This window comes from Treponema sp. OMZ 799 (genome assembly GCF_024181365.1).
Taxonomy (GTDB): domain Bacteria; phylum Spirochaetota; class Spirochaetia; order Treponematales; family Treponemataceae; genus Treponema_B.
In genome coordinates this window covers 2,938,459-2,954,920 of record NZ_CP051301.1, presented here as the reverse complement: position 1 = coordinate 2,954,920, position 16,462 = coordinate 2,938,459, and the positions used below count along the sequence as shown (strand labels likewise).

At 40.3% G+C, this 16,462-nt stretch carries 7 protein-coding genes; 4 read left to right on the top strand and 3 right to left on the bottom strand.

Features of this window, described 5'->3' with window-relative positions; translation table 11 throughout:
* A complete protein-coding gene (locus E4O04_RS13675) occupies positions 1-627 on the top strand; it encodes a diacylglycerol/polyprenol kinase family protein (RefSeq protein WP_253686704.1) in 627 nt (208 codons plus the stop codon).
* A gap of 40 nt (positions 628-667) precedes the next feature.
* Here the strand turns inward: E4O04_RS13675 and E4O04_RS13670 are convergent, their stop codons facing one another.
* Entirely contained in the window at positions 668-1,324 is a 657-nt protein-coding gene (locus E4O04_RS13670) for an HAD family hydrolase (protein WP_253686705.1), read from the bottom strand.
* 92 nt (positions 1,325-1,416) lie between these two features.
* On the opposite strand from E4O04_RS13670, the gene E4O04_RS13665 reads away from it, so the two are divergent.
* Positions 1,417-2,184 (top strand): TrmH family RNA methyltransferase, encoded by a 768-nt coding sequence (locus E4O04_RS13665; protein ID WP_253686706.1) that lies wholly within the window; start codon positions 1,417-1,419, stop codon positions 2,182-2,184.
* On the opposite strand, the gene E4O04_RS13660 is transcribed toward E4O04_RS13665, so the two are convergent.
* Both E4O04_RS13660 and E4O04_RS13655 read right to left on the bottom strand, forming a co-directional pair.
* Entirely contained in the window at positions 2,156-2,683 is a 528-nt protein-coding gene (locus tag E4O04_RS13660) for a TDE2712 family protein (RefSeq protein WP_253686707.1), read from the bottom strand. The two genes, E4O04_RS13665 and E4O04_RS13660, sit on opposite strands and share 29 nt — an antisense overlap.
* Positions 2,684-2,754: 71 nt before the next feature.
* A complete protein-coding gene (locus E4O04_RS13655; protein ID WP_253686708.1) occupies positions 2,755-4,119 on the bottom strand; it encodes an MATE family efflux transporter in 1,365 nt (454 codons plus the stop codon).
* A 220-nt stretch (positions 4,120-4,339) separates the two neighbouring features.
* Here E4O04_RS13655 and E4O04_RS13650 point away from each other — a divergent pair, with 220 nt between their 5' ends.
* Both E4O04_RS13650 and E4O04_RS13645 read left to right on the top strand, forming a co-directional pair.
* Entirely contained in the window at positions 4,340-9,013 is a 4,674-nt protein-coding gene (locus E4O04_RS13650; protein WP_253686709.1) for an Ig-like domain-containing protein, read from the top strand.
* Between the two features lie 15 nt (positions 9,014-9,028).
* Positions 9,029-16,360, top strand: coding sequence for a hypothetical protein (locus E4O04_RS13645; RefSeq protein ID WP_253686710.1), 7,332 nt, complete (start codon positions 9,029-9,031; stop codon positions 16,358-16,360).
* Positions 16,361-16,462 lie beyond the last annotated feature (102 nt).

The window sequence follows — 16,462 nt, the reverse complement described above, 5'->3', positions numbered from 1 at the left end:
ATGAGTTTTTTAAGAAATCTACGGTATAAAAAGCTTTCTCAAAATGCAAGGGTAGAGGATCTGGTAAAAGAAACCTTCCGCAAAGCTATTCATCTTTGTGCAGCCCTTGTTCCCCTCTTTGCAAGATACTTTTTTTATCCGACAGTTATAGCCTTGTCCGTAATAACATGTCTTTATATAGTCTTTGAAATTTTAAGGTTAAGGGGCCATCAAATTTTTATGGTTTCAAGCATTACGGGCTTTGCAGCAAGAGAACGGGATAAGGGAAAATTTGTGTTAGGGCCCGTAACTCTTTCGGCCGGGGTTATCAGCACTCTTCTTATCTTTCCGTTTAAGGATGCAAGTATAGGAATTATGGCCTTGGCCCTAGGCGACGGCCTTGCAAGCCTTGTAGGAAAATTTTGGGGAAGGCATCACTTAAATATTTCCAAGGATAAAACCATAGCAGGAAGCATAGCCTGTTTTACGGCGGTTTTTATTTCTACCTTCGCAATAAGTCTGAGTCTTGTAAAAAGCTTGTTTATTGCCGGCATCGCTGCAGGAACGGAAGCCCTCCCTCTAAAAGATTTTGATAATATACTGATTCCTCTGGTTTGTGCAGGGGTTGCTCTTGTGTTGGGCATGTAAGCAGAGTCCGGCCTATAGAAATTAAAACCGGATTACAGGCTTAGGCTAAGGCAAGCCTTAGGATTTCTTCAGGACTTGAAATTATTGCATCAGCTCCTGCGTTTTCCAATTCGGGACGCTTTCTAAAACCCCATAAAACGCCGATAGTAAAAAGACCTGCATTTTTTCCGGTTTGAACATCCGTTGCCGTGTCTCCTATGTAAAGAAAATCTTTTTTTTCGAGATTAAGCATTTTTAAAATTTCATAGACGCCTGCGGGGTCAGGCTTCAGGGCTACGGAATCCCTGGCACCAAGGATACACGAAAAGGTGTTTTCGCCGAAGATGGTTTTAACAACCTTTTCTGTCGTCGAGTGGGGTTTATTTGAAAGCACGTTTACCGAAATTCCGTTTTTGATTAGGCCGGCTAAAAGCTCTTTGATTCCGGGGTAGGCTTCACAAAGATAAACAGGGTCGGCATCATAGGCTGCATTATAACCTGTAAGGATTTTTTCTTCCAATTCTTTGTCATTTTTTCCTGAGCGTTCAAGCACTCTTTGTACGAGCTTTCTTGCTCCGTTGCCGGTTAAAATTTTAAATTCTTCAGGATCGACAGCCGGTATGCCGTGCTTGGCCGTTTCCGTATTTAAAAAATGAGCTATCGAGTAAAGAGAATTGGTTAAGGTTCCGTCCAAATCAAAAATACATGCTTTTTTCATAAGGCCCTCATTCTAACAAAAATAAAAAATCTATGCAAGGTCAAAAAAAGAGTCCGCTTCCATATATTCTGCTTTTGGTGTATGATGAACACATGGGTAAGAAATTTGAAAAAGAATTGCCGGTTTGCGGCTTTGAAAGCTGTCTAGCCTTGGCAAAACATCATCCCGAAAAAATCTCACGCCTGTTTTTTTCGGAAAAAAGAGCAAAACAGTTCGGCGAGGTTTGTAAGTATTTGGCTTCCAATAAGAGATTATATAGAATAGTCTCCGATGATGAGCTGGAAAGGCTCTCCGAATCGGTTCATCATCAGGGGGTAACGGCGATGATTTTTGAGCCCGAGATCCCTGTATTGGAACATGAAACGATAAACATTTGGGCTCAAAATAGGGCTCAGGTTTTGATGCTCGATGAAATAGGAAATGCAAACAACCTCGGTGCGATAATAAGGAGTGCTGCCTTTTTCGGTATAGAAAACATAGTTTTAACAAAGGAAGATAAACAGGCTTCGATTACTACCTCGGCTTACAGGGTAGCTCAAGGCGGAATGGAATTTGTGAACATTTTTAAGGTTTCGTCAACGGCTTGGTTTTTGCGTCAGTGCCGCGGAAGGCTCACATGTATAGGAACCGACTTAAAAGCCCACCACGAAATAGCCGACATGGGAAGATTGATCGAAAGGGATGAGGCTTGCGTAATTGTTCTAGGAAATGAAGAAAGGGGAATAAGCGAGGAAGCTAAAAAGCTTTGCTCGCACCTTGTAAAAATAAAGGGAAGCGGCAATGTGGAAAGCTTAAACGTCGCCCAAGCCGCAACCCTTTTTTGCCATGCTCTTAGTGCAATAAATCTTCGATCTTTTTAATTACATATTCTTTTAAAGGAAGGCCCGAAATCTTAATATCCTTCGGGTCTTCATAATTCGGAATAAGTTTAAAAAAGTTAATATATATTTTATTTTCCTTTATGTAGAATTCTTCTGCATGGGCCGGAATAAAAATGAGTTCGATCTCATCGAATTTTGCCGAAGCCTTATATTTTTCGGTAAGCTCTGTAAGGTTTAATGTCTTAATCGGAGCCATCATATTGTGCATGGTCTGTAAGTCTTCCAAAATCCACATATTGTTATTCCAAAAGCGGCTCTCGCTCATCGTGCGGTCGTTAAGTCTTTCCCTGTTGGAAATTGCAGACATAACCCTGCGGACAGAATCCTTAGAAAAGTCCCCGTTGTAAACAACTTCCATCTGCGGCTTTTCGGCAATGCTTACAAAGTAATCATCTCCCATCTTATCCTTTGAAGCTACGCTTTCCCAAAAGAAAACCATCATTTCCAAAACATCAAAATCAATCTTTATATTTTTCATAAAGAAACCTCCAAAAAGTTTTTTTAATCAACGAGGATTTTACACCTATTGCCGTTTTTTTTCAATGAGGTCTATTTTTTTATTCCCGACACCCATTTGGTGTTTAGGATTAAAATTACGGCAATCAGACCGGCCGTTATGTTCGAAAAAAGATTTCCCCAGTATATCGAGTAATAGGAAAGATATTTTTCGGTTGTAATTATAAATATGTAGCGCAAAAGCCAGATACGCAAAATACCCAACATTAACGGAACCTTGGTTTTTCCGAGGCCGATAAAGGCTCCCTGAATTGTCATACATATACCGAATCCTATTACCGAGTAGGTGTAAATGTGCAGGGCCTTTACTGCGATTTCCCCTATTTGGGGCATTTCGGGCTTAAACATTGATACAAGATAGGCTGAAGACGGCACTATGATAGCTATAAGGACTGCTCCGCTTATTGCACTTGTGATACAGCCTAAAAGGCAGGACCGCTTTGCTTTTTGGGGATTTTCGGAGCCTATATTCATACTTACCATAGTTGTAACTGCAGCGCTAAAGCAGCCGGGTATATTGAAACAAATTGTAGATATATTGTTTGCAATACTTTGACCATTTAAGATTACTGCGCCGTAAGGCTCCATTTCTCTGTTTATTAAAAAAAAGCCTACATATATAAAGGCATAATTGAGCATTGCCGGGAAGCCGACCCGTAATAATTCGTATATCGCAGGAGAGGAGAATTTAAATTGTTTTAAAGTTAGTTTATCGGGTGTTGGTTTCAAAAAAAGATCGTAGAACATCCACGCTGCGACTACAATATTGGCTAAAAGAGAGGCGAGAACACAGCCGTCTATTTTCATTCTAAAAATATATAAAAAGATAAAGTTGCCTATGATTTTTATGATAAGCATTATGATCATTCTTATAAAGGGAGCTTCCGGCTTTCCGTTGGCATTTTTTATACCGTTGTATATAGCTTCCATAAAGCTGAGAGGCATTACAAGACAATAAAGCGAAATATACCTAAAAACCAGCGGAGCTATTTCACTTTTGAGCGTATAGCTTATTACCGTTCCCAGTATAAATAAAACGGGAATTGAAACCAATCCCAACAAAAAGGCAAATACGAAAATCTGCGTGGCAATTTTTTTGCTTTCATCTATGTTTCCGCGCCCGTTGAGCTGTCCGATAATTGCTGTAGCTCCAACGCTTAAGCCTTGACCAAGCGCTAGGACAATGAAGATAATAGGCTGGGAAAAGCTGACTGCACTTGCCGTTACATGGTCGGTAAGTCTGTTTATAAAGAGACCGTCAGTAAAAGGCATCATAGCTTGCAGCATAGCCATCATAAGAGCCGGTAAAGAAAGGATGATTAATGTTTTGATAGGTGAAGCGGTTAAAATAAGCTCTCGCCTTTGTGCTGTGGTTTGTCCTATAAATTTAAGCTTCATATTCTCGCTATTCTACCCTATTATTAAAAAATAGGGAAGACATATAATTATAAAAAAATATTAAAAATTACTTGATATTATTGACATTTTGTGTGTATATTGTATTATAAATATATCCATCCCTATCATTTTTTCATTTTAATTTAGATATATTAAAGATTTCAGCTGCTTTAGCCGATAAGCTATCGGTTAAATTATTGAATTAGTTTAGGAGTATTTTATGAAAAAAATAACAATGTATTTATTGATAATGTTTAGCTCTTTGAGTTTGCTATATGCAGGAGGATCAAAAGATATAGACAGTGTACAGATGACCAACACGGAAAGCTGGCAGCAATCGATAGATATATCGGCTAAGAAAAAAGGAAAATACAATGTATTGATAAAGGCTGTAGATATAGCCGGTAATGAGGGTTATGTAGGTCCTTTTAATATGTATGTAGACCCTAATTCAGACTTACCGATAGTAAACATAAGTAATCCTAAAACTGAAGCAGTAGTATCAGGTAACTTAAACATAATAGGAACCTGCGTAGACGATGATGCTGTAGAGTATGTAGAGTTACGCATAGACGGCGGAGAAAATATATACCGGGCCAAGGGGAAAGAATTTTGGTCATACTATATAAACACTGAAAATTTTGAAGAAGGAACTCACACTATAGAGGCCTGGGGCGTAGACATTAACGGCGTAAAGGGAAAATCAGTAAAAAACAGATTTTACATAAATCGGCTGTCGCCGATTACTGAGATAGGCAATAAGAGTATAGGAGAACTTGTTTCAGGTAAGATAACAATTGACGGAACGGTAGAAGACGGTAACGGTATAGAAAGACTGCTATATTCATTGAACCATGGAGAGAACTTTGAAGAAGTAAAGTTAGCGTATAACAAAAAAACAAAGCAATCAACGTTTTCATTAAAATTAAACACAAAAACGCTGGAAGACGGGCCTAAGGTAATTTGGTTTAAGGCAATAGATAAGCAAGGAAGTATAGGCATACACACATTTTTGTTGTTTGTCGATAACACAGCCCCTATCGTAGAATTTATCTATCCTGAGGACGACAGTCCTGCTGCTCCGGTATTTTCTGTTGCAGGGAAGGCTGGTGATTCGGCAGGTTTATCAAGCCTTTCTTGGAAGTGTAATGGAGAAGAAGGCAGTTTTGAGCTTACTGCGGGTAATAATTATTGGATAAAAGAGTTCGATGTTAGTAAGAGCGGAGCTAAAAGTGCTGTTGTCGAAATAACCGCAAAAGATATAGCCGGAAACATAGTAAGAGCAAAAAAGACATTTTACATAGATCAAAATAAGGGAAAGCCCGTAATCGAAATGCTAAGCCCTGTCCTTGATGGAAAGGTTTCGGGAGATCTCTATATCTCAGGAGCAATTTATGACTTATATGGACCAAGTGAGGTAAGATACAAGATAGACAAGGGGGAAGAAAAAATAATAGACGCCTCCGATGCAGGTTTTGCAGCTGTAGAAAGCGGATTGAGTGCAGGAACTCATACATTGACTATTTATGCGGTTAATAAAAAAGGCATTAAAGGAAATCCTTTAAGTGTAAAGTTCAGCGTAGAAGGGAAGGAGCCTGTAATCGCTTTTGATAACGGGCAGACAATCATCCCTGTATATACGGCACAAACAAAGAATTCTACTTCTGTCCATGTAAAATCGGCTTCCGGGTTAAAATATATAAGTGCAGGCTTTAACGGAGAAGAAGAATCCGTTTTACCTTTAAAGACCGGACAAACCGATTATGTGATAAAGACAAATATAAGCGGAAAATCGCAGCCGGGTATATATACAGTGTCTGTTACGGCAACAGACATTAATGATAAGGTTAGCAAACAGACTCTGGTTATCCGAGTTTTAAATGCATCGGGAGCAGGCGGTGAAGAAAACTTTGTGTGGTCTAAAGGCAAGATAAATGAGAGCAATCAAATAGTATTGATAAACGATAAAGCCTTGGAAGGGATTTACCAGCCTCGGGACGGAATGGTCATAGAGAGTTTAGAAGTAATAGGCGGTAAAAATATTGAAGCAGAGCAAGAAGGAGAATTAATAAGATTAAGGATAAAAGAAGAGGGCGTATATAAAGGAATCGGAGTAAAGATAACCGATAGTGAGGGTGTAGTTTTTACAAGCCCTTTAGTAGATATTCTTTTTGATAAGAGTTCTCCTAATATAAATCTTGAAATGAGCGAAGCAGCTTCTTTTGTGACAAGTTCTATAAATTTAAAGGGTAATGCTGAAGATTCGGTTGGAATTACAAAAGTTGAATATAGCTTAGGAAGCGGTTCTCCTTATGTAAAGTTATCTAACTCATTTAACGAGAAGATAAATATAAGCGGACAGGCGGACGGTCCCATTGTTGTTACCGTAAAGGCAACAGATGCAGCCGGAAGAGAAAGCTATGAGAGAAGACTGTTTTATAAGGACAGCGAAGCTCCTGAGGTTGTTATGATTTTGCCGGAAGGCGGAGAAAAGGTAAACGGTTCAATATACTCGGCTTTTAAGGTAAGCGATAGGTTTGCCGGAGTAAAGTCTGAGTATAAGGGAGCAAGTAAGGGTGCCGAATGGCAGAGCTTTGAATATAGCTCCTTACCGAATCTTATAATAGGCAGTGCAAAAGAGCCCTTGAGTAAGAATATGCTGTTTAAGTTTACTGACCTTGCAGGCAATTCAAGAAGTTTTAATAGTTATAGTTTTGAAATAGACAATAGCGAAGATGCCCCACGGGTAGACTTACATTTACCGAATGAAAACGAAATAATAATAAAAGACTTTGAAATATCCGGTATGGTATATGATGACGATGAGGCAGCAAAGATCCATTATAGGATAGATAAGGGTGCTTATAAATCGATGGATATAAAAAACAGCTTTTCTATACCTATTTTACTAAGCGAGCTTACGGATAATGAACATGAGATAACCATGTATGCTGAGGATATTTACGGAGTAACAAGCCAGCCTGTAACCAGAAAAATCAGAGTGTCTCTCGATGTACCTCAGGTTGCAGTTTCTTACCCTCTTATAACTGACACAGTGCAAGGGGTAAGCGTAATATCCGGAAGTGCATTGGATAAAAACGGAATCAAGAAGGTTGAAGTATCCTTTGATAACGGGCAGACCTATAACCTTGCAGAAGGCAGAGAAAAATGGCAATACCGTATAAATACCCATATAATAAATGACGGAACCCATGTAGTTTTTGTAAAGGCGACAGATAATTATGAGCAAGTATTTTTATACTCGACATTGATAAACATAGATAACACGCCTCCTATATTAAAACTTGAATATCCCTTAGCCGGTTCAAAATTGGATAACAACCTTTTTGTATCAGGTCAAGTTTATGATAATGTTTCTCTTGAAGGAGTAATGTTAAAAATAAAGAGCCTTGACGGAAAATCGGTGCCTCAAAAGCTATCCGAGATCAAGCTTGAAAAAGATATAATTCTTTCAAAAGATATAGATATAAGCTCATTGCCTGAAGGAAGGTATAATCTTGAGATAAGCGGAGTAGATAAGGCCAATAATACTAATGAGGCTTCTATCAACTTTGATGTGTATAGAAAGAAGGATAAAAACAAGATAGAGTTATTGTATCCTTTAAACGGCGAAACGGTAAGAGGCGAGTTCAATGTATATGGAAGGCTGATGGCTGATAATGGTGTAGAAGAGGCCGCTTTATATATAGACGGAAAAGAAGTTGAAAGGGTTTCTGTATCTAAAACGGGTTATGTTTGTTTTAAATTAGACAGTGAAAAGCTCGTAAATGGAGAGCATAGCCTTGAGTTAAGGGCAAACCGTGCAGGTGCCGGACCGCTTAATTCTGAGGTACATAAGATAAATTATGGCGCAGAGGGGCCGTGGATCACCATAGACAATTTTGCGATGGGAGACTTTGCAATAGAAAGGCCCTACCTTAGAGGAAGAGCCGGTTATACAGTATCCGAAGAAGAAAAGACCCGTGTCTACTCAAAGGGTTCTACATCTGAGGATAAAAGAGCTTTTAAAGCAAAGCGCGTTAAGTATGTAGAAATCAGTTTTGACAACGGAAAAACCTTTGCTCCTGTTAAGTCGGCTGCTAATTGGAAGTACAGGCTTGAAACAGAGGATATGGCAGAAGGAAATCACTTTTTATTGTTAAGGGCCGTTATGGAAAATAGAGAGGTAGCGGTTTGTAGGACAATAATAAAGATAGATAAGACAGCTCCAAAAGTTACCTTGATATCGCCCGGTGAGGGAGGCCGGTACAATGGAGCAATAGAGTTTAGCGGCTTATCTTCAGATGACATAGAGCTGTCAACTGTAGAAGCTCTTTTAAGGAAGGGAGATAAGGCTAGTTATGGAGTACCAAAGTTTATTCAAGGCTTGCATGTTGAAGGTGCGTTTTGGGGAGCGGCCTTATGGGATATAGGCTTAGGTTTAAGCTTTTTTGATGATAACGTAAAACTCCAGCTTCATTATGGGCAGTTTTTACAAAGTCAGTTTAATCTGCTATATGGCGGTAACCATAAGATGAGATATGGAGGGCATATAATATCGTTAAAGCTATTGGCAAACGTATATGAGCTGCCTTTTGGATATTATTTTGGACCTGATTGGAAGTGGTTATATTTGGATGTGGCCTTGGGTGCACAGTTTGGATTGTTTACGCAAACCCAGAGCGGCCGTCCTCAAGTATTGTCAGCTTTGCTTATGCAGCTTGAGTTTCCTAGAGTTAAATTTCATAAGCAAAAGTATTTCAGCGCTATATCCTTATTTACAGAAGGACAATTGTGGTTTGTACCTACTGATGTAGATTCTAAGGGAAAAACGTCTGCGATAAGATCTGTAATTCCTAATATATCTGTCGGCTTAAGGTTTGATATATTTTAATTTAGGAGGAAATGAATGAAAAAGAACAAAAAATTTTTAAGTTTTTTAGTATTAAGTTTATTTACGGTGATAATGTTACTGACATGTAAACCTCTTGTTTCGTTGGGAACTACGGTAGACGTCTTACCGCCTGAGGGAAGAATAACCTATCCTGAAACAGGAGAAACGCCTATCCGGGGCAGCTTTATTATAAAAGGGACCGCCTTTGACGATGAAGAAGTCAAATCTGTATCGGTTATGTTTAAAAATAAAGAAAACCCTGGAATACAGAAAGGCCCGTTTCCCGGGCATGTTACTGCAAGCGGCAGCGGAAACGTAACTTGGGAAATAGCGATAAATAACGAGTCTACCGGTACTGAAGATGGTCATCCCTTGGTAAAGATTTATCCCATACCTGATGGGGAGTATGAGATTACCGTTACTATCAAAGACAAGAATGATAAAATTACAATGCTAAATAAAACTTATAAGATAGATAATACTCCTCCTGTATTTATTGTTTCAAGACCGTCATTAGTGGCGATCGATGAAGACCCTTACCCTACTGTAGACCAATATGGTGCAGTTATGAAAATAGAAGGTTCGGCAGGTGATATGCATGAATTGAGTTTGATTACATTAAAGGTGAGAGATGATTTATCCATAACAAAACAGAACAAAGAAAATTCTGTTGATATTGTTATGGCAGCTTATCCCGACCAATACTATTCAGATTTGATAAATAACGGGGTAAATATAGATAAACCAATAAGAGCCGATATAAAATTGCAGGATAACGCCCGTATGTATAACGGAAGCGTAGACAATAAAGGAAACGAATCAGATTTTTATTACGTAAAAAATGAAATAGAAGGCTCTGTTGATTTAAATAAATATACGGCAAAGGTAATAAGCGATTATTTCTCCGGTAAAAAGGGAAAAGACGGGGGGACATCTCACGAACAAGCTATATATGATTTAAGAAAATCTGAAAGTGAAAGTATCCGAAATATTTTATTAAATAAACAAGTAAAACCTTCAAAAAATAAAAGCGTATTCTCTTTAAATCCGGATAAGTCTCCCGGGTTTAAGGTTATCGGAGCTCATCCGGTAATCTTCCCTGAAGGATCAACTAATCCGGCTCCTCTTCCGGCTCCAATGTTGTTCGGTTCTTCTTCTTCCTTAACTGTTGAGTTATATCCGAATATGGACAAGAATGCTCTTGTTGCCGGTACAGACTATGCAGGAAGCGAATTAAAAGTTATTCTTTGCAAGGGTAATACTGTTACAGATTTAAAAAACGGTAATTATACCTCGCAGTCTCCATTTTTTGATGCTACAGTACCAAGCCCTGATTTTTCGGGAGTTACGCAAAGCGGAGGACTTATAAAAATAACTAAGCCTCTTCCTGGAGACATTGAGCCGGGACTTTATAGGATTAATGTTGAAGGGCACGATGTAAAAGGAAACTCAGATTTTACACCATATAATGATAAAAATAAACCATCAAATGGTTTGCTTATTGTTGATTTTAAAGCGGCCGGAGCTCCATATATGTTTCCCCATCAACCTAATGAATATCAGAATGGAGATGTTGATATAAGCTGTGCTGTTGAAAATCTTGCAGGCGGTTCGGTCTACTATAAGATTGATTCGCCCGCAGATGCAGAGACGCCTACGGATACTGATTTTTTGTTAACTCAAGTCGGGGCAACCAATATATATAAAGGTAAAGTTAAGGTGGCTGGACTTTCAGAAGGTAGGCGTCATATTCATTTTCGAGCTCGCAGTACAAATTCAGTGTTTGCGGTTGGGCAGGTTAGTTTTGTACTTGACAGGACAAACCCTAAAGAACCTTCATTGCTAGACCCCCTTCAAACTGTATTCAGTACTTGGTCCCGTACATTTAAAGGAACAGCAGCGGATATGCCGATAGGCAGTGATCTTATGGGTTCAGGTATAGATAAAGTAACCTATAAGATAGGGGCAAAAATCGGAGGCAATATTAACTATGAAGCAGATGAAACACCCGCAAGATTAATTCCTCCGGAAACAGGTTTGACTGAGTACAAATGGGAGGCTATTGTAAGTTTCCGGCAAAAACAAGAAAACTATGTACTTGTAAGCGTATATGACAAAGCAGGAAATAAAACCGATAAAGAATTCGGTCCTTATGAGGTAAATACCGATGCTCCGCAGATTAAATTCGATGATGTAAGGTTTTCGTTGGGGGCAACATATGTTGAGGCGTCACCCATAACCTTAGTAAAACAAAATACCGTTATCGGTAACTATGCAAATAAACAAGCTTCTTTCAGGATTTTCGCAAAAAATGCTTTTGGAATTAAAACCGTAAAAGTTTCGATAGGCGGCGGTGTAGAAAAAAACGGAACAAAAACAGGTGTTTCCGGAGACTATGAGGAATGGACAATAAACGATGTTGATCTTGCTCATGTTGAAGGAAATCCCAATTTTAAGCTTTATGTTGAGTCTAATTCAGGTACAGTAACCGAATGGCCTAATCCTATAGTAGTTGATTTTACAGCGCCGAAGGTAACGCAGTCATCTCCGGATTTACAAAACATCTTTTTCAAAGAAGTAAAGCTGATGGGCAACATAGTTGATGAATCGGCTTCCGGAAATGTAATTACCTCAGGCGTTAATGAAATGACTGTAAAATATAAAATCGGTAACTCAGGTTTTCTAACATCTCATGTGCATAACAGTGAGGAATTAAGCAAAATAATTTATTCAGGCGGAGCATGGACTATAGTAATTCCGGATATAGCAAAATATCAAACCTTTAGCGGTGTTTCAGCTCCCGGATTAGGCAGCAGCATTTATAGTATTCCTATAGTATTACAGGCATCAGACAAGGCGGGCAATGAGGTTACTTCTTCTCAATTTAGTGTGAAGTTTGACCCTGCCGGAGGTACACCCTTCGCCGAGCTGGTTTCACCAAAAAATGGTGATGCCCTTGGAGGCGATATATTAATAAGCGGAAGTGCCCATGTTGCAAACCCTGCTTCAGGTAAAACCGTCAAAAAGATTTATTTACAGTTGGGAAAAACTCGGGCTGAGCTTGAAGCAAATACAGCTTGGTCTTTAAATAACCAAAACTACGGATCAGCAACCGGAGTTCAAATTTATCCTGACTCGGGTAATGCTGATGTGTATTATTGGAACCATATTCTCCCATCCGAAGTGAAAACAGATATTTTAGCCGGAGCCGATAAAAAGGAAGTATTTTTACGCGTAAAGGCAGAAAATAGCGACGGACTAATCGGAGATTGGACTTCTATAGTTAGCTTTACAATAAATACGGATGTTGCCCAATTTACCGGTATAAAGCAATTAGTGCCGAATAATGCTCCTCCTCCTGATTATATTGAAGAAACGTACGTTCAGAATTCGGTTTGGGTAAAAGGTGATTTATTTAAAATAAAAGGTGCTGTAAGGCATAGTGCCGGTATAAAGCCCAACATTAAAGCCGAATCACCGCCGACATTGCCGGCCGGATATCAAAGTCTTGATACAAGCAATACTTTAGGCTGGTTTACTGAGGGAAATATTAATGATAACGGAGATATTGTTACTGTAGGAGGTTTACCTGGCTACGCTTTTACAATTCCTATCAAAACATCTCATTACACAAAAAAGGCAGGAAATATTCAGTTTGATATTTCGGCTATAGATGCCCGTAACGATGGTTCCTCCGTTCCGGTATCTTATACTATAGTTCTTAGATATGATAATAGTCTTCCGTCTGCAGTATTCGGAACGGCTGCCGGTAAATTTAAAAAGGCTGTATTTACCGCTACCTCAGCTTCAGGTGTTTCGGTAAGTCTTCAAGGTTCTGAAAATATAACACAGGCTGTTGCAAGGCTTAAAAAGAATATAGGTAACCTTGTCTTATTTGCTGAAACAAAGGATGGATCGGCTAAGGCTGTTAAAATAACTAATATAGAGGTAGATGGAAGTCATGCAAAAGTAACCTTTGCAAGTACAGGTATTTTTGCAGATTCAGCGAACTGTATACTGATTGAGCAAAATCCCATTGTTTTCGATAAAGATGGCAGCAATTACCAACTGCAGGGTTTTGCCTATGACAGCGGATCTAAAACAAAGACCCTTTCAGTTAAGTTTGGCGATACATCTATGGCAGATATTAATAAATTTGATGCTGAAATCGGAGACTTTGTAAGTTTTAAGCATAGTATAGAAACTAAAAATATCAATGACGGTATGTATAGCTTAAAACTTAATGCAACCGATGATGCCGGTAATAAGGGTGATGAATATTCATGTCCCATATATGTGCGTAACAAGCCCTTAAAGCTAACGAATGTAAGCTTTAGTACGGATCTAAACGGCAGCAATTCTTATTCTAATAATGTGAGCTCCGGCTTGATTGAAACAGTGACAAAGAATGGTGATGATTCATACATAGATGAAGTAAAAAATTACAGTCAAACTATTGATATAGCAAGTGAATTTACTATTAAAAATGCAGATAAGTCTCAAATTAAGTTTGAATTACTTGGCGGTTATGGAGCACGCAGTTATAAACTTTATAAGGCTGATAGCTCGGGTAATCAGTCAGGAGCGCCGGTTAAAACCGGAACTCTCAGCTCTTCAAATTCGAATCCTGAGCTTAACGATGCGATTAATTTTGAGAACGTAGATTTTGGAAATGCTGCAATACAGGATGGTGATAATCAAAAATTCGTTATTGTTCTAACGGATAGTGCTTCAGTTGAGGATACAGGGCGAAAATTAACTCTTAAGGTAACATTTAACGTAAAAACAAAGGATACCCGCAAGCCTTCTGCCTTTGTTTCTCCTTTCTATTGGAATGGAGAGAACGAAAACAGCCTGGTATCAAACAGCCGGGATAAGGGGCATATTGAGATTGCAAAAGTTTCATCCGGTGCAGGAGAAAGCGATGTTTCGGGACAGGTTGTTATCAGAGGAACAGCCTATCATCCGACCAAGCTTACCAAGCTTACACTTACTGTGGACGGATCGGAAAAAAAAGCAGAGTATGCTGCCGGAAGCTGGACCTCCCTGACTGATTTAAAGGTTAAAGATACGAGACTAGACGTAAACGGTCACTGGGTGTCATGGGAGTATAGCTGGATAACCGGAACACCGGGAAACAACAAGCAGATTTTACTTAAGGCATACCACAGCGGTACAGTAGTAAGCGGCAATACAGTTGTAGGTAGTCTTACGAAAAAAAATGCCCAGGCACGAACGGTTCAGTCTCTTACCCTTGCTCCTGGTGATAAGGCCGTGCCCGGACAATTTATCCGTATTGTTGGTAAGACCGGTTCAACCGATGCCGATGCTTCATATTTGCTTCCTATAACATCGGTAAACGGCTCGGTTGTTGAGTGGAAAGATGTACTTCTTCCTACAGTAGCCAATCCTGCTACAGATGATACATTGATGTCTTATTACCTCTATCCTGTAGGGTATGCGGGCGATGAACCTTCCTTTAATAAGCCGGCGATGAGCGTAAATGTGGTGCCCTATGTAACCGGCATAAAAACAGCTCTTTCAAAACTCGGCGGAAACGATCCCGACTTGTATGCACGGACAGCAACGGGCCGCTATCCGGTAGAGGATAAGGAAAAAATAGAGATACAGGGCTTTAACCTTACCGGTGCTGCCGTAACGGTGGGAGGCGTTTCCTCCGGAACTTTGACCGATACAGGATCTCCGTGGTCTTTGACTCTTGATGCCGGTGCAAAAAGCGGTGCTCTTGAGCTTACCGTAACTCCTTCAGGAGGAAGTGCAGTTAAGGCCGTCAACAATATCAACAATAACGAGAAGCCATACAACAAGGCAAAGAAAACCGCCAGTAACGATAAGCTGACGGATGACCTTTTCCTTGATGTCTGGCAGTTTAACAGTAAAGCTGCTTTGCCCGGCCGCGGTGTTATAACCGAACCCGTTATGCGTATCAATCCTTCAAACGGCATGATAGGCTTTGCCTTTGCCAACGGCCCCGACTTTTTCAGTATGAGTAACGGAACAAGCAATTCGTATACAAAGTGGCAAAGAAACTATGACGACTATGGTAATGTGGAGTTTGTATACGACAGTGTAGGAAAGTCACACGGTGTAGCTGTAGGACGGGATATAAACTCGGGCGGTAATCAAGGCGGTAAATTTGCTTATTTTACAAGTCAATGGGGAACCGGCAGTGTTTCGGATCAGGGTGCCAATTATAACGGACAACAATCCTTACGATTGGAATCTATCGGGCAAGTTGACGATATGAATGGATCAGGAGGTGCCATACTCGATAAAACCCGTATCCAGCACCCCTCTCTTGCGGCGGCAAAACGTACTGCTAATGAAACACGGGTTTATCTTGCCTATTATGACGGCATAAACGATCAAATACGGTTTAAGTACGGCACTATTGCGGATTCATTGACATATACAAGCCCGCCTGCAAACAATGAAAATCCCAGTCCGACCCGATTCGGGCAGTTTGTAGATGAAGCATCGAAACGAGCAGTACAGCCGTACAGCCAAGCCAATGTAAGTATCGTTGCAGGAGAATATAAAAGCAGTTCCGCCGTTGTTAATACGGGTAACGCTACGGGAACCTATTTGTCACTAGGTGTTGTGTCGGGTACCACGGCGGCGGCGGATACGGCCGTCTTAATTTGGTTTGACGAAACGAACCGAAAGCTTAAATACACCTATAAAACCGATCCGCAAAACGGAAACCACGCTTCTCAAAGCGGCAACGGCAGCGGAACTTGGAAAAAACCTATAGATGTTTTCAATAAGATGAATGTGGGCGAATACTGCAAGATTGCCGTCGATAAGGCCGGCGGTATACATATTGCAGCCTTTGACTCGGATACGGCTGATTTGAAGTACGCTTATTTGGCAAGCTATAATGCTGCGAGTTTCCAAACCTCTACGGTTGATTCTTACGGCATAGCCGGAACTCATATTACTTTGGATGTCGCATATACGGCGGCCGGTAAGCCGGTACCCTATATAGGCTACTACTCGGCTTCCGCGGGACGCTCCAAACTTGCCTATCTTGTGGATACGGAAACGGGCGTATCCGGCTCGGCCCAGGGTACCGATGATACCGGCTACTTTACCGGTAAGTGGGAGGTTTCGGTTGTGCCGACTGCCAGCCGTGTCCAGCAGGACAATATCAACGTCGGCGTATGGAAAACTTCCGGAGGTGTTATCAAGAATTCCGTAACCGGCACGAATAGTTCCGGTATTGAAAACGGTACGGTATACGGCAACGGTACCGCAAATCCCGTGCTGGCTTATGCTATACGGCAGGCGATGAACGGCTATATCGAAACTGCACAAAAGAAGTAATTGTATGGCAAGGTAGTTCCTTGTGCCTTGCCGGACGGCGAAGTTTGAGGCTTCGCCTCAAACTTCGTTGCTGCGTGGAACCACTGCCGCCCATGGCGTTAC